Raw genomic sequence first — 18,922 nt, 5'->3', positions numbered from 1 at the left:
GGTTCCGCGTAATTTTTTATTTGATAAAAATATTTTTATATACGGTTCCCCGTAAATTTCTAACCGTATATAAATTTACGGCAAACCGTATATAAATTCTTTTTCCTCCTTTTCACAGAAGCAATTATCAGTAAATGATAAATGGGCGAACTTTGCCGCTCCGGCCTAAGTTAAATCTGTTATTTTCAAGCACTATCGCAGGTCCATCGCTATCCGCGCTGGAAGCTCCTGTTATTTCCGTACTTGTCACCGTATCAGACAAAGTCGCTCCGCCCACTTGCTCGAAAGCAAAAGGCATCATATTGTAGTAATAAGTTGTTGGAGAGATTGTAAGCGGATAATTATACATTATAGGATTAAAATTTTGTGAGGGAGGTATAGATTTTAGTCCCCTAAATGCAGTCTCCACTTCGCTGATGCTGGGCAAGTGCCACTTCTTACCAACAATACTACCACTTAACGTTACGCCGGCAGGCAATGTGGGCGTGTAATGACCTGCGGCATAAAAAGCGGGATATTTGGTCTGTTCGTTGCCCTTAATGGTTGTCCCATCGGCGCTGCCGCTTGCTTCCCAAGTCCATTTATAACCGTCATAGTCTGTGGGATTACCAGGCATGCCAAGTGAGGCATAAGCCACAGTGCTGTTGCTTTGATACATAATGCTCCCATCTCTCCAATAAAACCCGGCTCCTCCATCAACATTTTGCAGCGCCACAGCCAATCGTCTGCTTCGGCTCACCACAACAGCGATTGGTGTCTTCGTGCCGCCGGCATGGGTGGTTTCTGTCCAAAGGCCCGTGGTGCCGTCGCTCATCAGATAGAGGAAATTGTAGCGGAAAGTGATGTTGACAATATAAGATCCATTTGCAACTGTTGCCAATGCAGGGTTGAGCGCAAGCGTGATGGTTTTCCCGTTCAGCTCTTCTCCGTAAATTTTCATGTTCATAAAAGAGGCTTTGACATTGGTAACATTGGCTCCCGGAATGACATAGCTATAACCAGAGGATTGATATTTATAACTACCATAACTACCCGTTTCAAGCCAAGGATTGACATACGCGTCGCCACCGAATCCAAGATCACCTCCTGATCCGCTATAACTCCAAGTATCCGTAGCCACATCATAGGTTGCGGTATTCGGAGCCTCTGCCGGGTTTACAGCCGAGAGACTGAAACCGGAATGGGTCTGTTGTTGAGTCTTTATATACGTGATATAATTAAGTTTCACGCGAGCCACGGCGTGCTTCATTTCAAACGGCACTTGCTGCTTGTGCGGAGTAGCTGTCACGGTGTAGTTGGTACGCCCCAACATGGCGTTGTTGTTGGGAGAATTTAGAGTCAGCGTGTTACCGCTGCGCGTAAAATAGGGAGTTGGGTAAAGCACAAAGTCATAATTTCCCGGTTCCAGCGATATGTCTTGGGCACCACCTGCGTTGGGGGTAAAGCTGTTGCCCGAGATGACGCCTGTTATTTCGCCTTTCAGCACACCCCCCTGATAGGCAAGCATCGTGTAGGAATTACTCCCGGGAAGCGTGCGTGTAGTTGCATCGTCAGTAGGTCGCCCCGATAAGTTCTCACGGTCTTTCCTGAGGGTCACATCGGCTATGATGCCATTGCCCATGTCTACAATTTTACGGTTGAGCGTGTCTGATGGGTTGGCGCCGGCACGCGTATTGCCCACTTCGGTGTCTTGGTTATAATCGGCAAATGTTACCGGAAATTCCATTCTTGTTGTCACATCCACCTTGGCAGAATCCTTGTCAAGGTTGTCATCGCTCGAGCAGGCTGCGAATAACGGCAGCAGCATGCCCATGGCTATTGATAAATAATGCTGTTTGTTCATTGTTTTACTTGTTTTTGTTAAACTCTCAATTTTTAATTCTCAATTTTCAATTCTCAATTAAAAATCCTCCTCTTCTTCGTCCCAGAAGGAGTGCTGCTTAGCCGGAGCAATACCCGAACCGTCGCCAATAATGGCACTTCCCTCATGGGTTTGGTCTGCATCCCAAGAACCTTCGTATGAGCCGCTGGCGCTTGGCCTCACCGATACCGCACAGAGCGGATGCTCTATGCACGTGTTCATTACACTGCAAGTCGGTCGTTCATATACCGACTTCTCTACCTGATTTTCTTTCATACTCTAATTAATTATTTGTATTGTGGATAAAAAATAGTTGTTATTCGCTCTTATTTTGCTCTTAATTCGGGAGCAAAAGAGGACATAAAAAAGAGAACAAAGGGAACTCTGGTGAGCCCTTTGTTTATAGGAGTTTAGCCGTTGTCTTACGCGCGCGCGTAGGCGAAGACCTAAAATGACGTTACGCCAGGTGCGATGTGTGTGTGTGTGTGTGTGTTAAGACTTTTTCCGACATAGCCAAATATAAACCGTTAAAAGATGCAAGAGAAACAAAGTTCCTTTGCATCGCACCACCGTTATTTATATTTGCTCTTGTTGTCATATCTAATAACTATCAACTGTCAATTATCAACTATCAACTGTTGAAGACCGCGGCAAAGGTATAACATCTTTTTGGATTAGGCAAAGAAATGGGAGAAATTTTTTAACTTTTACGTAATAAATTGCAGGTTGTTGCCGTTGTTTTTACCGATAAATAAGACAAGGAAATAGTGTTGATCATGGCGGATTTTACATTCAAACGGTTTGTGATTCATCAAGATCGGTGCGCGATGAAGGTCGGAACCGACGGCGTTTTGCTGGGAGCCTGGGCTGCGGGAGGCCGTAAAATTCTGGACATCGGTACCGGAACAGGACTCATTGCACTGATGATGGCGCAACGATTTCCGGTAGCTTGTCTCACAGCGATCGATATAGAGCACGGCGCTTGTGTGCAGGCGCGTTATAATATTGCGTGTAGCGATTTCGCCAATGTCGATGTGCAAGAAATTTCGTTACAAGATTTCACCCGTCAACGGCATGTGAATAGTGTCCATGATAGACACATTATGAAGTATGACAGCATAGTGAGCAATCCGCCTTTTTTTGTCAATGCGCTGAAAAGCAAGGATGAAAGGCGAACGATGGCACGGCATAACGACAGCCTCTCTTATCGTGATCTTTTCGGTTGCGCAGCCGAATTGCTGGCTGACGGAGGCCAGTTCAGCGTGGTGATTCCTGCTGATTGTCTGGTCGATTTCGTTTCCGAGGGTTATATTTACGGTTTGTTTTTGCATCGGAAATATGCCGTTCGCACGGTCGTTAACAAGTCTCCGAAGCGCTATCTGCTGTCTTTCTCGAATATTCCGCCCGTTGCCGAGGATATTCAAGAGGTGTTTTTGATGGACGAAAATAGTAAAAGATCTGCCTGGTATGCTGAAATCACCCGCGAATTTTATGTGAGATAAAATGGAGTTTTGTCCCCAGCAAAATCTTATACAACATCAAGTGCAAAATATTCCATATTTAGCTGAGGGTCAATGATGTATAAGTGGGTTTCCAACTAACGGTTAAATGACTTCTCGTGAATACTTAAACGCAACGTGGCAAACGGTTAGTTGCATGGCAAGTAACCGTTAATCGAAACACGATTTTTCTCTTTTGGAAAAACGATTCGCGCCAAAGCCTTTGTTGATCGGGCCTAATGCTAATTCTCAACAGCCAATTTTCGATTTTCGATTTTATAAATTCAGTTTCCTTTGCATCACTTTGCTAAGTGCCTGAACGCGGCGACTCTGCTTGGTAATATCCTTTCTGAGACTACTGATTTCATAGAAGAGATCGGCTGCTGCACTCTGAATCATATTCGGTTTACGCAGGCTTTTATCGGCGTTTGGATTGACAATGATTTTGATTCCTTTCTCTTCCAGATGCACATCGATGTCTTGGCCCGACATCGCCGGATCACCATCGTAATGAATGCAACCCGGTTTGCTGCGATGGATGTGTAACTCTTTGCACCTGAAAGTCTTGATTTTGGAGTTCTTGTTCAGCGTTTTGTTAAACATGTCAATGCTGATTTGCGGTGCATCAAGGATGCCGAAAGGTTCCATAATGACCACATCCATCAGTCCGTCGCTCATCGATGCTTGTGGCGCAATATACGCATTGTTGCCATATTGAGACGCATTGGCGCATGAGATAAGGAATGCCTTGTAACGCTTCAATCCCGTCTCGTCTTCGATCTCATACGTTTCGGGCTTGTATTGCAGTCCTCCCCGAAGCACATTTTCTATATAAGTGATGGGGCCTCGCTTGCCGGCTTCGGCGAATTTCATACTGATGAAGGCGTCGAACCCCATGCCGCAAGTGCAAAAAAATGGATGATCGTTGATCACGCCATAGTCCAAATCGTGTATTTCACACATATTGATCACCTCGATAGACTTTCGCAGATTCATCGGCAACATCAAATGGCGGGCCAATCCATTGCCCGATCCGCACGGAATGATGCCCAATGCCGTGCGGGAATGCACGATCGAGCGTGCCACTTCATTCACAGTGCCATCTCCTCCAACAGCGACGGCGATGTCGACGCCATCATCTTTAACTCTGTTTGCTATCTCTGCTGCATGTCCCGCATACTCGGTCATCATGATCTCATAGTCAAATTGGTCGTGATTCAATGTAGAACGGATCAGTTCCGGTATGCCGGCTTTATTGGTTGTACCGAAATCGGGTTCATAATGAATACGATTCTCTGTTTCATTGTTATCTTTTCATCCTGTGAAATACTATGACTTATCCACTCATGTACAAAGATACGAATTTCCAATTTGCACTTAATGAACAAGAAATGAAAATTTCTTAAAAACGCGATTTATCATGAAAAAGACATCTTATAGCGTATTTTTTTGTATCTTTGCAGCCTAATTGAATGTTGAAAGTAGGATTCTACACCTATTATAATGGGACAATTACAAGACAGATACAAGAATTATCGGGAGCCTCAGAAGTTTATTGAGGCCGGAGTTTACCCTTATTTTCGTGCTATTACAAGTAAACAGGGAACCGAAGTAGAGATGGGCGGTCACCGTGTTTTGATGTTCGGATCGAATGCTTACACAGGTTTGACAGGTGACGAAAGGGTTATTAAGGCGGCAAGAGAGGCCCTCGAAAAATATGGTTCGGGGTGTGCTGGCAGTCGATTTTTGAACGGAACGCTTGATATACACGTCCAATTGGAGAAAGAACTCGCTGAGTTTGAACATAAAGATGATTGTCTTTGCTTTTCAACGGGTTTCTCCGTGAATCAAGGAGTACTTGCAGTGGTTGTTGGACGAGGCGATTTCATCATCTGTGATGATAGAGATCACGCCAGTATTGTTGACGGACGGCGTCTCTCTTTTGCAACGCAGCTCCATTATAAGCATAATGATATGGCCGACTTGGAGCGTGTTTTGCAGAAACTCCCACGTGAAGCTGTCAAGCTGATTGTGGTCGATGGTGTCTTCTCTATGGAAGGAGATCTGGCCAAATTGCCTGAAATCATTGCGCTGAAACATAAATATAACTGTTCGGTTATGGTGGACGAAGCCCACGGTTTAGGTGTTTTCGGCAAACAAGGTAGGGGTGTTTGCGATCATTTCGGCCTTTTAGACGAGGTCGATTTGATTATGGGAACATTCTCAAAGAGCCTTGCTTCTATTGGCGGTTTCATCGCTTCGGACAAAGATACCATTAATTTCTTGCGCCATAATTGCCGTTCTTACATATTCAGTGCATCCGATACGCCGGCTGCAACGGCTGCTGCGATGGAGGCATTGCATATCTTGAAGGCAGAGCCTGAGCGCATTGAGAATCTTTGGAAAGTAACAAACTATGCACTGAAACGCTTCCGTGAAGAGGGATTTGAAATCGGAGACACCGAGAGTCCTATCATTCCACTGTATGTTCGGGATATAGATAAAACGTTCTTGGTAACAAAACAGGCTTTTGAAGCAGGTATATTCATCAATCCGGTGGTGCCTCCTGCTTGCGCACCGCAAGACACTTTGGTTCGGCTTGCATTGATGGCGACACACACCGAAGCACAAGTGGAACGCGGCGTACAAGTTTTGAAGAAGATATTTGTAGAGCAAGGGCTGATTAAATGACCAAATATCAGACCGAAAGTTTGCAGAGTTCGGGAAAAGTGTGTATCTTTGCACACGCAAAATTATGGGTTAATCGCCATGTGATTTAGTCCGATTTGCAACGCGGGGTGTAGCGCAGCCCGGTAGCGCTCCTGGTTTGGGACCAGGCGGTCGCAGGTTCGAATCCTGTCGCCCCGACATTAATTAGAGAAGACAACCAATTTGGTTGTCTTCTCTTTCGTTTGTATCGGGATATTCATTAACGGCTTTTGGCAAGTGGAGAAACCAAAAAGAGAATCGATTTTATAACCGATTCTCTTTTTAAGTGACTCCGAAGGGATTCAAACCCATAACCTTCTGATCCGTAGTCAGATGCTCTATTCAGTTGAGCTACGGAGCCAATCCATCTTGTTTAATTGCAAATCAAAAAGTGACTCCGATGGGATTCAAACCCGTAACCTTCTGATCCGTAGTCAGATGCTCTATTCAGTTGAGCTACGGAGCCTGCTTTTTACATTTTCGAATGCAAAGATACGACTTCTTTCCGATATCTCCAAATGTTTCGTTTTGTTTTTAATGAAAATCACGATAAAGGCGCCTTGCGGGCGCCTTTATCGTTTATCGGATCATATCTACTGATCGTTTGAGGAAGTTACTCAATGCTTCGCCTTTCAGCATACTGTTTTGCAGCAAGGCGAGATCAATCAACTGGTGAACGATATCGTTTCCTTTGGCATAGTCGGCAATGATTTTTTGCTGTTTGTCTTTCTGCTCTTGGATGGCTTTTTCTGTATTCTGTACATCGTCTTTTTCGGCCTGTGTCACCTCTTCGGGCTTCTTCTTGCTTTGTGCCTGACGAAGGGCTGAGAGCCGGGCTTGCTGTCCTTTGATATCGCTTTGAATGGGAGCGAGTTGCTCTCCCATTGCAGTCGTAGCGTCGCTAAGCACTTTTTTAATCAGTCCGTGGTCGCTGTTGAGCACCAATGTGTATGTATCCGGCAGCTGAGAATAGAATCCCATCCCGCTCTGGAACTTGCTGATATCTTTCATTCTGCGCATATACTCGCTTTGGGTGATGATGACCGGTTGAGCCGTTTCGCCCAAAGCCTGTACCTCTACATTGAATTCTGTCTTATCGATAGCGGGCATTTGCGTGCGGAATACTTGTGACAAGTTGTCACGTTGATCATCGTCGAGCTCGCTTTTCTTTGCATCTTCCTTAATGATTAAGCGATCAGCAACGTCGCTGTCCACACGAACGAAACGACTCTTTTCTAACTTTTGCTCGAGCATTGAGATGACAGGTACATCCAATTGGCCGTCTAACAGCAACACATTATAGCCTTTTGCCTTGGCTGCCTCAATATAAGCGTATTGCTCCTCGGTGTTATTGGCATATAGATAGACCAGAAAACCGTCCTTATCAGTTTGATTTTCTTTGATCAGCGTCTTGTATTCATCGAACGTAAAGAACTTACCGTCGGTGTCTTTCATCAACGCGAAGTCCTTAGCTCGATCGTAGAAGTCTTCTTGGGAGAGCATTCCGTAGTTGATAAAGAGCTTCAGATGATCCCACTTTTGCTCGTAATCTTTACGGTTTTCTTTAAAAATTGCCTGCAAACGATCGGCTACTTTCTTCGTGATATACGTTGAAATCTTTTTCACGTTGGCGTCGCTTTGCAGATAAGAACGGCTCACATTCAACGGAATATCAGGACTATCGATCACGCCGTGGAGCAGAGTGAGGAACTCAGGAACGATTCCTTCCACCTGATCTGTTACGAAAACCTGGTTGCAATAGAGCTGAATCTTGTTGCGTTGGAGATCTATATTCGATTGGATTCGCGGAAAATAGAGGATTCCGGTGAGGTTAAACGGATAGTCAACATTCAAATGTATCCAGAAAAGAGGCTCATCCTGCATTGGATAAAGCGTTCTATAAAACTTCTGATAGTCCTCGTCTTTCAGTGTGCTCGGCGCTTTTGTCCACAGCGGTTCCACGTCATTGACGATGTTATCGGCCTCTGTTTCAACCTGTTTACCGTCTTTCCACTCGGTCTTTTTACCAAAGGCGATAGGCACGGGAAGGAATTTGCAGTACTTGTTAAGCAGTTCCTGTATCTTGTTTTGCTCCAAAAACTCTTTGCAGTCGTCATCGATGAAAAGCACGATGTCCGTTCCGCGGTCTGCCTTTTGTGCTTCGTCAATCTCGAATGACGGCGAACCGTCGCAACTCCATTTAACAGCTTTTGCGTCATCTTGATAACTTCGAGTGACGATTTCAACCTTTTTGCTCACCATAAAGGCTGAGTAGAAACCCAATCCGAAATGACCAATGATGGCATTTGCATTATCTTTGTATTTATCTAAGAAATCATTGACACCTGAAAAGGCAATTTGATTGATGTATTTGTCTATCTCCTCTTCCGTCATTCCTATGCCTCGGTCGCTGATGGTCAATGTGCCTTTATCCTTATCAATGCTGATACGAACGGTCAGATCGCCCAATTCGCCTTTGAAGTCGCCTTTATCGGCAAGTGTTTTAACCTTTTGTGTGGCGTCGACTGCATTAGAAACCATCTCCCGGAGGAAGATTTCATGGTCGGAATAGAGAAACTTTTTGATCACGGGGAATATATTCTCGGTCGTAACCCCGATATTACCTTTTTGCATTTTATGTTGTTATTATATTTTCGGGGAATATAAGTGCAAATACCGTGCCAATCTGATAGTTATGCGTTTAATGGTTAATCAGTGTGCATTTAACGATTAATCGCAGTGCGTTTAACCGTTAAACGTATTGCGATTAATTGTTAGTCGTAATGTGTTGGAAATAAAAAGGTTTGTAGGCATATGCCTACGAACCTTCATTTAGTTGTTTTTAAAGGCTACAACGTGTTGCAATCGGTCGTCCATATAGAATGTTTGGGTGTGCTTTCGACCGTTGTTTGTATAGTCTATGCGGATAAAAAGCAACTTCTTTGACCGCTTGACGCCTTCGTATCGGGCCCGAATGAAAGGTGTTTCTTTTCGAGATGCGGCACGCATTGCATTGAGTGTACTGTCTGTTATATAATAGGTGGAATCCAATTTAGAGCAATTCTCAATGGCAAAATCCTTTTTAGCCAAACTGCGATCAAGAAAATTGCTTACCAATTGCTTAGCTTTGTACTGCTCGTCGCAGCTTGATAAGAAGACTGCGGCGAGCGAAGCGAATAGAATGTTGCGGATTTTTGTCATCCGAATTTTATTTGTTGGGAATGTGTTTCAGCATCTCCAAGAGATGATCCCACACCATTTGGACAGTCGGAATGAGTAAACGCTCGTCGGGTGTATGTACGTCTCGCAGCGTCGGACCAAACGAAACCATATCCAATTCTGGGTATTTCTCGGAGAAAAGACCGCATTCCAAGCCTGCGTGAATACCTCTAACAATAGGTTCTTTACCGAAAATCTTCTTGTAGGCGTCTACTGCCGCTTTGGTGAGTTGGCTGTTGGGATTCATCTTCCAAGCCGGATAACCATCGTTTTGAATGACTTCTGCGCCTGCCAACTGGAATACAGCTTTAATCGTATTGCATTGATTGTCGAGATTGCTCATCACATTGCTGCGTTGCGAAGCAAGTATTTCCATTTCTGTTTCACTGGTTTTCACCACGGCGATGTTGCTTGATGTCTCAACCATTCCACCCAAGGCTTCGTCCTGACAGATAGCAAAAATACCGTTGTCAACGGCTTGCAGGGCACGAACGATATTCTTTCCGGCTTCTGCTGAGATGACTTTCGCAGGCTCTGTGCTCTCCATTTTGAATGCCATCGACGTGTCGGTAACGTGGAATTCATCCTCAACGGCTGCCGTAAATACATTCCAATCGGCCCGCACTTGCTCTTTCACGGCATTGGGAACGGCAATAACGGCCCGCCCGTCACGCGGTATTGCGTTGTGCAGTTTTCCCGAATTGAAGCTCACTAAACGGCTGCCGTATTTCTCTTCCATATTATATACGAAACGCGACAGAATCTTGATGGCATTCGCGCGACGCTTGTTGATGTCGTCACCGGAGTGTCCTCCCGTCAAGCCTTTGAGTGAAATCTCGACGAAGAAATAGTCTTTCGGAGCATCTTCGCGTGTAAATCGGAACGTGGCTACAGTGCTTCGACCGCCCGCGCAGGACACGAACATCTCGCCCTCGTCCTCTGAATCAAGATTGATCAGCATTGTGCCGCTCATAAATCCGGGTTTCATTGCCGAAGCACCGGTGAGCTGTGTCTCCTCATCTACGGTGAAAACGCATTCCAACGGACCGTGTTCGATGTCGTCGCTATCAAGAATAGCCAACTCGATGGCACATCCGATGCCGTCGTCTGCACCGAGAGTCGTACCCTTGGCTTTCAACCATTCGCCGTCGACATACGTCTGGATAGCATCCGTGTTGAAGTCGAACTCAACGTCGACCAGTTTGTCGCACACCATATCTTGGTGGCTTTGAAGAATCACGGTCTGCCTATTCTCATAGCCGGGAGTGGCCGGTTTCTTGATTAAAACATTGCCGATCTCGTCGACAATGGTCTCTAAACCGTGACTTTTACCGAACTCTTGTAAGTAAGCAGTCATTTTTTCCTCGTGCTTAGAAGGGCGAGGAATCTCGTTGATTTTGGCGAATTGCTCGAAAACTCGCGCCGGTTTCAAATTCATTTTATTCATTTATTTATGTTATTTTATTTTGGTTTATTTCCCAATTATATTATCTTTGTACCCAATTAAGCGTTAGATCACTTGCAAAAATAGTAAGAAATGATACAAACTCTCTTATTGAGCATGTTAATAATTGCTATATCACTTGCACTGTTATGCGTCAAACTGATCTTCAAAAAGGGCGGAAAGTTCTCGTCACAGCATATTCATGACAATGCAGGGTTGCGTAAACAGGGCATTCATTGCGTGATAGACCAAGATCGAGAAGCACGTGCCGAGAGGAGAGCTTATTGATATTTCCAAGATAAAAATAATGAAACTATAAAATGAAAAAGACAAAAGTAATTCGCGCATTGGCCGTAGTTGTGACTGCAACGGTCGTCATGTCGTCTTGCAATCAAAGCAATCCACAGATGGATCAGAAGTCAGAGACGACAGGATCGGCAGGCACAACCAATATGAAGATCGCTTATGTGGAAGTGGATTCGATTATGAGTCGCTATCAATTCTGCAAAGATTATTCTCAAATTTTGCAAAAGAAAGGGCAGAATATTCAACATACGTTGGCTGCTAAACAACAGCAATTGCAGGCAGCAGCAGCTAATTTCCAACAGAAAGTTCAACAAAATGCATATACGCGGGAGCAAGCAGAAGCTATTCAAGCTAATTTGCAGCGTCAGAGTAGTGATGTACAAGCCCTCGGTCAGCGTTTAGGTAACGAGTTTGATGCTGAAACTGCCAAGTTTAACAAGGCTCTGCGTGATTCCATTCAGCATTTCCTTACAAGCTATAATAAGGATAAGAAGTATGGATTAATCCTCAGTAAGGCGGGCGATAATCTGCTTTATGCCGACAAAGTGTATGATATTACGGATGTCGTTATTGCCGGTTTAAACAAAGCCTATAAGCCGTCTGCAGCTATCAAAACAGCAACGGCAACGGCAGAAAAAAAGAAATAACAAATGGCTTCGCAATATGCGGAGGCAGTCATAAGTTCCATAAATTTTGATTTTTAGGTTAATATTATGTCCCCCTCGTGGTTTTCAGCTCTGTGAAGAGATGACTGTTACGAGGGGTTTTCATGGACTTTTGAGAAAGTGTTTATACCTTTTTTATTATCCATTTCAAGCAAAACGAAAGAATGAAATCAAGAACAGCAGATTGGTTTGAAACCAAAATACGTTATGAAAAGACAATGGAAGACGGTTCGATGAAAGCCGTTACCGAGTCGTATGTAGTGGATGCGCTTAGTTTTACAGAAGCAGAGGCCAGTATAACAGAGGAAATGTCGATGTATATCAGCGGCGATTTCAAAATTACGGGTATCAAAACGGCGCCTTACAAGGAGATATTTTTTAGTGATAACGGTAACGATGATCGTTGGTATCGGGCTAAATTACAATTTATCACGATTGATGAGAAGACCGAAAAAGAGAAGCGTTCCAATATCAATTACTTGGTGCAGGCTGCCACTTTGCTCGGAGCTGTTAAGAATATTGATGAGGTGATGAGCGGAACAATGATCGATTATGTGATTGCCGGCATCAATGAAACGCCCATAATGGATGTTTTCGAACATAATCACTCCTTGAAACGTAACGAGTCCGACGATAAAGCCGAATACGAGCAGGTTGACTCAGAAACACCAGAGGAGGCATAATCCATGGGTATCGATGTGGCCGAGAATCTGCGTGGCGTGTTGGCCAGCTTGCCCGAGAGGATCAAACTTGTTGCTGTAAGTAAATATCATCCCGCCGAATATATTGAAGCGGCGTATGCGGTAGGGCAACGCGCGTTCGGTGAAAGCCACGAACAGGAACTTGCCAAGAAGCAAGCAGCATTGCCAAAAGATATTGAATGGCACTTCATAGGGCATTTACAGACCAACAAAGTGAAGTATATCGCTCCTTATATTTCGATGATCGAAGCAGTGGATTCGCTCAAACTGCTGCGTGAAATCAATAAACAAGCGGCTAAGAACAACCGTGTAATCGATGTGCTTTTGGAGTTACATATTGCCGAAGAGGAGACTAAATACGGTCTGACTTTATCCGACTGTCGCAGTCTGTTAGCATCAGGCGAATGGCGGGAATTGCACAATGTGCGTATCTGCGGATTAATGATGATGGCCTCGAACGTGGAAGATGAAAGGCAGATACGTGCTGAATTTCTTACGGCAGCAACTTTCTTCGACGAAGTAAAAGCGCAATACTTTGCAGACAATGCAGCTTTTAAGGAACGGAGTTGGGGAATGAGTCACGATTATCGGATAGCTGTTGACTGTCGTTCAACAATGGTTCGCGTCGGAACAACAATCTTTGGGCCACGTGTGTATGAATAAATCGTCTGTCCGCTCACTATTATTCTAAATCAGTAAAGGCCTCGACAATTCAGTTGTCGAGGCCTTTACTGATTATATGTTATATAGGATGTATGATCTTTTCAATCTATTCGATGACGAATTTCCGACCATTCATGATATACAGTCCGCGTGGAAGGCGTGCTTTATCTGTGCCCATATATCGACCGTCGATCGTATAGATCCTGCCTTCGGCATTCGTTTCGTCTGCATGGATGGAGTGATCAATACCTGTGGCATAATCTTTCACGAAGTCGAATGTGATGATTCCGCCCACCTCTTTGATGTTTTTGAATGCCTGACCTATGGTGTAATCGCTTCCCTTACCTGTGTACCATTTGAAGTTAGGCAGGTTCATCGTTCGGTTCAATTCCGTTTTTCCTGATGTCCCGGGGAACGGATCGCCTTTCAATTGATCGTAATATCCTTTTCGATTAGAGGCTGCCAGATATTTTGCTATATTCTCTAAGAGTCCGTCGGCAGGTACGAGTGTCATCCGTGGATGCCCTAAAATGTTATTCACCGAATTACTGGAAAGGCTGAAAGAAACAGGATCGTATTCCACGTGATAGACCAACATTCCGTGTCCTTTGTGTTTGGGCGAATTATTCCAACCTTCGAGCTGAACGTTTTCCACGAGCAAATACTCTTGCTTCGAGGCATCATTGGGATTGAAAATGCGATAGGCTTTACCGCCTTTGTCAAGTGTTTTGAGTTCGATATCATTCTTACTTTCGTTCAGCGTCTCGATCGTAGCCCAACCCATAGCCTCGCGTTCCCATGCCGAATAAGCTGTGGGACGATGTCCGTTGGCCACATACTCTCCGCCATCCATCAGATCCCAATACTCCAACTCCTGATTGTCGGCTTCCTGTGTTGCTTCCGGAGCGGCAGTAGTCGTATAGAAGTCGGGCAGCCCCATACAATGAGAGAACTCATGGCAGAAGAGTCCGATGCCATTAATTTGCTTCAGACTGGAGAAACTGGGATTGTAATTCAATTCGCCATTCACGCCATAGCGACCGATCTGTTTGCCATCAAACACCTCAGAAGTGGGATAATTCCCTGACTTAGGCCAAATACAATCGATGGAGTTTCCACCTATACTGGCAGAATAACCAGCGTAGATCACATAGAGAAGATCGACATAACCGTCATTGTTGGCATCATATTTGGAAAAATCCACACCCATAGCTTGTGCGGCCTTACATGCGTCGGGGAAGAGACGATCCATTCTGTCAGATCTCCCCTCGCCATAATAGACCAAAGGCTGATTGAGATGCACTGGACCGACAACATCGAATTGAGGCGTAAACGCGCCAAAACTCATATCCGTGAAGTATTTAGCCACACTTCCATAATTGAGATTGTTTTTGTTGCCGAAGTCTGTCAGTGCGCCAGTGGCATTGAGATATTCATCGAATGCTTGTTTAGGACTATTGATCGAAAAAGCTACATCGCTGAATTCGGCCAAGATCACCAAAGCCTTAGGATTCCCGGTGTGCGGAAAAGTAGTGGCATTCCATTCATACGAACGTGTGCGTGCCGCTTCGATCGCTCGTTGGGCGGCATCAAAAAGCGCCTTCTTGTTTTGGCGTGCAGCCAATGCCTGTTCTGCATGATCGCGTTGTGCGGCATTGTGGGCCAATTGATTCGTTTTCTTCACGCGTCCCTCTCGATCGATATCGGCAACGTAATAGGCATTCCCCACTTGTGCTAAGACGACACCATCAACCGTGGAACACCAGTTGAAATGCTCATCGCCGTGCACCCTGATCGTCAAGATCGTACCGTCGGGTTGCGTAATATCCACCGGCTGCGGATTGGCTTTGGCAGCCCGGATAGTTGTCGTGCACATCACGACAGCGAATAAGAGTAATAGTTTTCTCATGATCATAATCATTTTGTTTGTTATCGTAGCGCTTTGCGTTTAAACCAATATTGTCCTTTATGCTTCGTCATTCGTCCGAATTCAATGGCATGATGCGGACAATGGTGATAGCAGGCGAAGCATGTCAGGCAACGCCCGCTGTGCTTCCAAATGGGTTCCCGACCCAGTCCGCCGTCAATATCGTCGGTCGGACACACGTCTGCACAGATGCCGCACTTCACACATCGATTGCTTTCCACATAGAAACGTTTGTCCGTGATGAGATATTTCAGGAAAAAACCGCCGAGAAGCCGACTGTTGATTCGGGGCCAGTGCCCACGTGTCAACTTGAATATTCCCCGGTCGCAATGGATGACATGCGATGTGATCTCTTTGAGGTCGCGCGCGGCCTGCTCCTTCTTTATCTTCTCCTTTGCGGGCGTGTCCACATCCATAAACGGTAAACCGACATACGATTCAGGCATAATCAGCGACCAAGCAGCATCTAATTGCAAGCCGATCAGATGTAAATCATTTTGCAGCAAATCCATACCTTCGCCAATATTATCGCCTGCCGTGCAAACAGCGTAGCAATAATGCCCCTCAGCATGTTGGATATGCAAATTCTCAACGAAGCTCCTCACGTTGAAAGGAGGGCGCCATCCATGAATCGGAAAACAAAAACCGATACGCTCCTGCTCCCCAACGCAGAATCTGCATTCAGCCTCTTCAATCTCTGCGATATTGATCAAGGGTTCTCCGAGAGCTTGTGCCAGCGTTTCGGCAACCCATTGTGTGTTACCCGTTCCCGACAAATAGAATATCATGCTGCAAAGTTACGCTTAATTATCCGAATAGCAAACGAAATGTTATCTTATCTTCCCCATCCCCCATGAGTAGCGAACGCCATTCTGCTACTTTCTCTCCCCAACAAAACAAAAAGGGTGAAAAGCATGCTTCAACAGCTTTTCACCCTTTCCCAGTTTTCACCTTTTCACTTTTCTAAGGTTTCTGCGGCGGGGTCCCGCCGTCTTTCTTCTTCCGCTCCTGCTTCGGCACCTTGTTATACTCCACGTCCTTCAAATCGCGGAAATCTTTGGTGGGGACAAAACGCATCTGGGCACGCTTGATATGCTCAGAGGGCTTGAAGTCCTTGACATCCGTCACCACTTTTGAAGTAATCGTGGGGTAAAATTTTCCGAAAGGGCCGGCATCGACGATGTAGCCCAGCGAACAAAGGCGATTCAACACTTTGCGAGCCTTATAGAACACAGCTGCCACATCAGCCTCGCCCACCGTGGAATCTTCGGCCATGGCGGCACAAAGCTCCTCAAACGAGATCGTGTGTTTCTGACAAACCAGACTCGGCACATACACTGTTTGGCCTTTCAGCGGGCCAACGCTCATCTTTCGCGGATTTAATGAGTAATCCATTTTCTTGTTATTTTTATGTTGTTTTTAATAAGGTTTTTGCCCCTCTCGAACTCCCTTTATATAAAGGCCTTCCGAGAGGCTCAAAAACACGATAGTACTTTTCACTCAACACGATAGTACTTGTTGCCTTGCACGATAGTACTTGTTGCTCAACACGATAGTACTTGTCAGGCTGCACGATACTACTTGTTGCTCAACACGTCATGACGTGTCCTCATGCACGATAGTACTTTCCTGTGCCTTAACATGACTTCGTTATTAATATTTAACGAATGCCCGGACATTCGCGCCGTCACCTTTGTTGCCAAAAGTGCCCCAGCTCATTTGGTCACTCCCAATATTGGCTCTGATAGCTTGGAAGGTTTCGTATTCTGAACTTGAATAATAATCATAAGAGGAAAATTTGGTGCCGCCCACCTGCGTAAAGGCCAGATTAGCTATATAGCCATACCATTTGTAGGAGGTCCCTAAATGAAACTCTGTTGACCCGTCGCCGAAGCCCAAGGCAGAGAATAGCCTCGTCCAATCGCCAGCTGACGGAAGATACCATTGCAAGGCAGGACTACCCGTGTAAGCTACGCCCGGATCATAATGTGCGGCAGCATAGAAAGCTGGGAAGTCTGCTCTTTTCCCTTTTACTTTCTCGCCGGATACCCAGTAGTATGTGTATGACGGATCCCATGTCTCATCAAAACCACTTGTATTAAACGCATCATCGCATTCGTACTCGTACACATATGGGTGTTGGTTTGATTCCATGCGTAGCCGCCGCCGTTGGGCAGGTAACCTCCGGAGTCTCCGTTGGTCCATTCTAAGTACCCGCCATTAGCATCTTTCAGGGCCATGGCCATACGCTTGCTTTGGCTTAGTACCACGGCGATGGGTGTTTTAGCTGTTGCGGCCGGCGCTCCACCATAGGTCGTATCTTTGATGGTGCCGATGGTGCCGTCGCTCATCAGATAAAGGAAATTGTACAGCAATTTGACATTAAGCACGTAGGAGCCGTTCTGCTCGAGTTTTAATGTCGCGGCTGGATTACATGTTAGACTGACATTGTTCATGTTCGTGTTATAAATTTGTCCGCCGAGTATCAGTTTGAGCTTTGAGACATCCGTGGTGGGCATAAAATACACAGCTTCATTGCTTATTGTGGAGTAAAGGCCATTATGAAGGTATGATTCTTGAGCTGTTCCATAGGTTAAGAAGTCAAACACGCTTAATCCGGCACCAATAGTCCACGTTCCAGTGGAAGCGTCATAGATGGATGAGCCGGGTACGTCTGTGGCATTAACAGATTCAATCCGGCCGGTAACACCAGAAAATTCCATATAGCCAAGGAGCTGAATCTTGACCTTGGCGCAGACGTGCTTCATCGTGAATGGGACTTGCTGTTTGTGCGGTGTAACCGTGATGACTTGTTGTGTGCGACCTATCAATGCTGCATCAGCATCAGTGCGATTCACTGTGAGGTTATTGCCACTGCGGATTACCTTGCTGTTATAGAGCACGAAGTCATACGTGCCGGGCGTGAGCACAAGGTCTTGATTGGCAGATGTCGGCGTGAAAGTATTGCCACCCGTTACCGTACCCGTGATATCGCCTTTATAAGCATGCGTTGCAGCATCATAAGCCAGCATCGTGTACAAGCCATCGGTCAATGCACGTGTTGCTGCTGGTGTGGCTTGTTTAGTCGTATCGCGTTGCAGCGTGCATTGTGCCAAGATGCCGTTGCCGAGATCCACGGTCTGCTCTTCGAGTTTCACCTCCTTATTCCCGGCACGGGTAACGTTCACATCCTGCTCGGCATTATAATCGGCGAAATCCACTTTAAACTCGATGGCTTGGGCTGCATTCACCTGCCCATCGTCTGTCGTCTTGTTATCGTCATTGCTGCATGCTGTCAGTGATAGCAAGGCAATGCTGAATACGGTTGATAAAAATATTTGTTTGTTCATTGTTCTGTTTCTTTTTAAATTAATCACTGCGGAAGAATTATCAATTGTCAATTCTCAATTAAAATCTTCCTCTTCTTCAAACCATCCGCTCTGTTTGGCTGGTGCTACAGTACTTGGATCGCCAATGAGTATAGTCCCCACATCATATTCTCCTTTCTCATCATACATAGGATTCCCTGTGTATGGTGCAGAGGACAAACCTGCATCGGGACGCACAGACACACAGATAAACTGCTCTGTGCTTGTTTCAATAATTTCACACTCGGGGCGAATGTAGCCCCATCTCTCTAATTGTTTTTGATTCATAATCGCTATGTTTTGAGTGAATAATTCGTGAAAATTTTCCCCTTGCGTGGTTGACAAAAGAGCATGAAAAGTGAAACAAAGGGAACTCCGAAAAGCCCTTTGTTTATTGGTGTTTAGCCCATGCCTTACGCGCGCGCGTAGGGTGAGACGTGAAAGGCATCTATGCCAGGTAAGATGTGTGTGTGTGTGTGTGTGTTAAGACTTTTTCCGAGATATGCAAATATAAAGTGTTAAAAGATGCAAGAGAAACGGAGTTCTTTTGCATCGCGTTA

17 protein-coding genes, 3 tRNA genes and 1 pseudogene are annotated in these 18,922 nt (G+C 45.4%); 7 read left to right on the top strand and 14 right to left on the bottom strand.

Features of this window, described 5'->3' with window-relative positions; translation table 11 throughout:
• Window positions 1-127 precede the first annotated feature (127 nt).
• On the bottom strand, window positions 128-1,843 hold the full coding sequence (locus JCM12259_RS08240) for a hypothetical protein (RefSeq protein ID WP_025066107.1): 1,716 nt from the start codon (window positions 1,841-1,843) through the stop codon (window positions 128-130).
• Window positions 1,844-1,900: 57 nt separating this feature from the next.
• Window positions 1,901-2,137: a hypothetical protein gene (locus tag JCM12259_RS08235; protein ID WP_025066106.1), complete on the bottom strand. Its 237-nt coding sequence runs from the start codon at window positions 2,135-2,137 to the stop codon at window positions 1,901-1,903.
• 500 nt (window positions 2,138-2,637) lie between these two features.
• Here JCM12259_RS08235 and JCM12259_RS08230 point away from each other — a divergent pair, with 500 nt between their 5' ends.
• Window positions 2,638-3,363: a tRNA1(Val) (adenine(37)-N6)-methyltransferase gene (locus JCM12259_RS08230; RefSeq protein WP_025066105.1), complete on the top strand. Its 726-nt coding sequence runs from the start codon at window positions 2,638-2,640 to the stop codon at window positions 3,361-3,363.
• A gap of 273 nt (window positions 3,364-3,636) precedes the next feature.
• Here JCM12259_RS08230 and JCM12259_RS14550 read toward each other — a convergent pair.
• Window positions 3,637-4,664 (bottom strand): annotated as a pseudogene (locus JCM12259_RS14550) (diacylglycerol/lipid kinase family protein).
• A 199-nt stretch (window positions 4,665-4,863) separates the two neighbouring features.
• On the opposite strand from JCM12259_RS14550, the gene spt reads away from it, so the two are divergent.
• Window positions 4,864-6,051: a serine palmitoyltransferase gene (gene spt / locus JCM12259_RS08220; protein WP_025066104.1), complete on the top strand. Its 1,188-nt coding sequence runs from the start codon at window positions 4,864-4,866 to the stop codon at window positions 6,049-6,051.
• 103 nt (window positions 6,052-6,154) lie between these two features.
• A tRNA-Pro gene (locus tag JCM12259_RS08210) sits at window positions 6,155-6,228 on the top strand.
• A gap of 128 nt (window positions 6,229-6,356) precedes the next feature.
• Here the strand turns inward: JCM12259_RS08210 and JCM12259_RS08205 are convergent.
• From JCM12259_RS08205 to JCM12259_RS08185, 5 genes are all read right to left on the bottom strand, one after another.
• Window positions 6,357-6,430 (bottom strand) — tRNA-Arg (locus JCM12259_RS08205).
• Between the two features lie 31 nt (window positions 6,431-6,461).
• A tRNA-Arg gene (locus JCM12259_RS08200) sits at window positions 6,462-6,535 on the bottom strand.
• Between the two features lie 113 nt (window positions 6,536-6,648).
• Window positions 6,649-8,703: a molecular chaperone HtpG gene (gene htpG / locus JCM12259_RS08195; protein ID WP_025066103.1), complete on the bottom strand. Its 2,055-nt coding sequence runs from the start codon at window positions 8,701-8,703 to the stop codon at window positions 6,649-6,651.
• A gap of 198 nt (window positions 8,704-8,901) precedes the next feature.
• Complete coding sequence (locus JCM12259_RS08190; protein WP_025066102.1) at window positions 8,902-9,270, bottom strand: hypothetical protein; 369 nt, start codon at window positions 9,268-9,270, stop codon at window positions 8,902-8,904.
• Window positions 9,271-9,277: 7 nt separating this feature from the next.
• Window positions 9,278-10,735, bottom strand: coding sequence for an aminoacyl-histidine dipeptidase (locus tag JCM12259_RS08185; protein WP_024991757.1), 1,458 nt, complete (start codon window positions 10,733-10,735; stop codon window positions 9,278-9,280).
• Between the two features lie 90 nt (window positions 10,736-10,825).
• On the opposite strand from JCM12259_RS08185, the gene JCM12259_RS17305 reads away from it, so the two are divergent.
• The 4 genes from JCM12259_RS17305 to JCM12259_RS08165 all read left to right on the top strand — a co-directional run bounded on the left by JCM12259_RS17305 (window position 10,826) and on the right by JCM12259_RS08165 (window position 13,067).
• Entirely contained in the window at window positions 10,826-11,020 is a 195-nt protein-coding gene (locus tag JCM12259_RS17305) for a hypothetical protein (protein ID WP_025066101.1), read from the top strand.
• Window positions 11,021-11,052: 32 nt separating this feature from the next.
• Complete coding sequence (locus JCM12259_RS08175) at window positions 11,053-11,685, top strand: OmpH/Skp family outer membrane protein (RefSeq protein WP_025066100.1); 633 nt, start codon at window positions 11,053-11,055, stop codon at window positions 11,683-11,685.
• Between the two features lie 182 nt (window positions 11,686-11,867).
• A complete protein-coding gene (locus JCM12259_RS08170; protein ID WP_025066099.1) occupies window positions 11,868-12,386 on the top strand; it encodes a DUF4494 domain-containing protein in 519 nt (172 codons plus the stop codon).
• A gap of 3 nt (window positions 12,387-12,389) precedes the next feature.
• Entirely contained in the window at window positions 12,390-13,067 is a 678-nt protein-coding gene (locus JCM12259_RS08165; RefSeq protein WP_025066098.1) for a YggS family pyridoxal phosphate-dependent enzyme, read from the top strand.
• 106 nt (window positions 13,068-13,173) lie between these two features.
• Here JCM12259_RS08165 and JCM12259_RS08160 read toward each other — a convergent pair whose 3' ends face one another.
• The 6 genes from JCM12259_RS08160 to JCM12259_RS08140 form a co-directional block, all read right to left on the bottom strand.
• Window positions 13,174-14,976 carry a M6 family metalloprotease domain-containing protein gene (locus JCM12259_RS08160; protein WP_025066097.1) on the bottom strand — a complete coding sequence of 601 codons (1,803 nt, stop codon included), beginning with the start codon at window positions 14,974-14,976 and terminating at the stop codon, window positions 13,174-13,176.
• Window positions 14,977-14,996: 20 nt separating this feature from the next.
• On the bottom strand, window positions 14,997-15,782 hold the full coding sequence (locus JCM12259_RS08155) for an EFR1 family ferrodoxin (protein ID WP_025066096.1): 786 nt from the start codon (window positions 15,780-15,782) through the stop codon (window positions 14,997-14,999).
• 175 nt (window positions 15,783-15,957) lie between these two features.
• On the bottom strand, window positions 15,958-16,389 hold the full coding sequence (locus tag JCM12259_RS08150; protein WP_025066095.1) for an HU family DNA-binding protein: 432 nt from the start codon (window positions 16,387-16,389) through the stop codon (window positions 15,958-15,960).
• 258 nt (window positions 16,390-16,647) lie between these two features.
• Entirely contained in the window at window positions 16,648-17,124 is a 477-nt protein-coding gene (locus tag JCM12259_RS16530; protein WP_148299600.1) for a hypothetical protein, read from the bottom strand.
• A complete protein-coding gene (locus tag JCM12259_RS14545; RefSeq protein WP_051559257.1) occupies window positions 17,025-18,344 on the bottom strand; it encodes a fimbrillin family protein in 1,320 nt (439 codons plus the stop codon). Before JCM12259_RS14545 ends, JCM12259_RS16530 begins: the two co-directional genes overlap by 100 nt.
• Window positions 18,345-18,398: 54 nt before the next feature.
• Window positions 18,399-18,650, bottom strand: a complete 252-nt coding sequence (locus JCM12259_RS08140; RefSeq protein ID WP_025066094.1) for a hypothetical protein — start codon at window positions 18,648-18,650, stop codon at window positions 18,399-18,401.
• Window positions 18,651-18,922: the final 272 nt, after the last annotated feature.

Origin of the sequence: Hoylesella enoeca JCM 12259, from assembly GCF_000613405.1 — a bacterium.
GTDB lineage: Bacteria > Bacteroidota > Bacteroidia > Bacteroidales > Bacteroidaceae > Prevotella > Prevotella enoeca.
Note: the sequence above shows the minus strand (reverse complement) of the source record. Positions and strands in the feature narration are given on the sequence as shown.

What these genes read in the sequence shown, in the direction of transcription:
- JCM12259_RS08240 (WP_025066107.1), bottom strand. Translation starts at nt 1,843, where the DNA reads ATGAACAAACAGCATTATTTATCAATAGCCATGGGCATGCTGCTGCCG.
- JCM12259_RS08235 (WP_025066106.1), bottom strand. Translation starts at nt 2,137, where the DNA reads ATGAAAGAAAATCAGGTAGAGAAGTCGGTATATGAACGACCGACTTGC.
- JCM12259_RS08230 (WP_025066105.1), top strand. Translation starts at nt 2,638, where the DNA reads ATGGCGGATTTTACATTCAAACGGTTTGTGATTCATCAAGATCGGTGC.
- spt (WP_025066104.1), top strand. Translation starts at nt 4,864, where the DNA reads ATGGGACAATTACAAGACAGATACAAGAATTATCGGGAGCCTCAGAAG.
- htpG (WP_025066103.1), bottom strand. Translation starts at nt 8,703, where the DNA reads ATGCAAAAAGGTAATATCGGGGTTACGACCGAGAATATATTCCCCGTG.
- JCM12259_RS08190 (WP_025066102.1), bottom strand. Translation starts at nt 9,270, where the DNA reads ATGACAAAAATCCGCAACATTCTATTCGCTTCGCTCGCCGCAGTCTTC.
- JCM12259_RS08185 (WP_024991757.1), bottom strand. Translation starts at nt 10,735, where the DNA reads ATGAATAAAATGAATTTGAAACCGGCGCGAGTTTTCGAGCAATTCGCC.
- JCM12259_RS17305 (WP_025066101.1), top strand. Translation starts at nt 10,826, where the DNA reads ATGATACAAACTCTCTTATTGAGCATGTTAATAATTGCTATATCACTT.
- JCM12259_RS08175 (WP_025066100.1), top strand. Translation starts at nt 11,053, where the DNA reads ATGAAAAAGACAAAAGTAATTCGCGCATTGGCCGTAGTTGTGACTGCA.
- JCM12259_RS08170 (WP_025066099.1), top strand. Translation starts at nt 11,868, where the DNA reads ATGAAATCAAGAACAGCAGATTGGTTTGAAACCAAAATACGTTATGAA.
- JCM12259_RS08165 (WP_025066098.1), top strand. Translation starts at nt 12,390, where the DNA reads ATGGGTATCGATGTGGCCGAGAATCTGCGTGGCGTGTTGGCCAGCTTG.
- JCM12259_RS08160 (WP_025066097.1), bottom strand. Translation starts at nt 14,976, where the DNA reads ATGAGAAAACTATTACTCTTATTCGCTGTCGTGATGTGCACGACAACT.
- JCM12259_RS08155 (WP_025066096.1), bottom strand. Translation starts at nt 15,782, where the DNA reads ATGATATTCTATTTGTCGGGAACGGGTAACACACAATGGGTTGCCGAA.
- JCM12259_RS08150 (WP_025066095.1), bottom strand. Translation starts at nt 16,389, where the DNA reads ATGGATTACTCATTAAATCCGCGAAAGATGAGCGTTGGCCCGCTGAAA.
- JCM12259_RS14545 (WP_051559257.1), bottom strand. Translation starts at nt 18,344, where the DNA reads ATGAACAAACAAATATTTTTATCAACCGTATTCAGCATTGCCTTGCTA.
- JCM12259_RS08140 (WP_025066094.1), bottom strand. Translation starts at nt 18,650, where the DNA reads ATGAATCAAAAACAATTAGAGAGATGGGGCTACATTCGCCCCGAGTGT.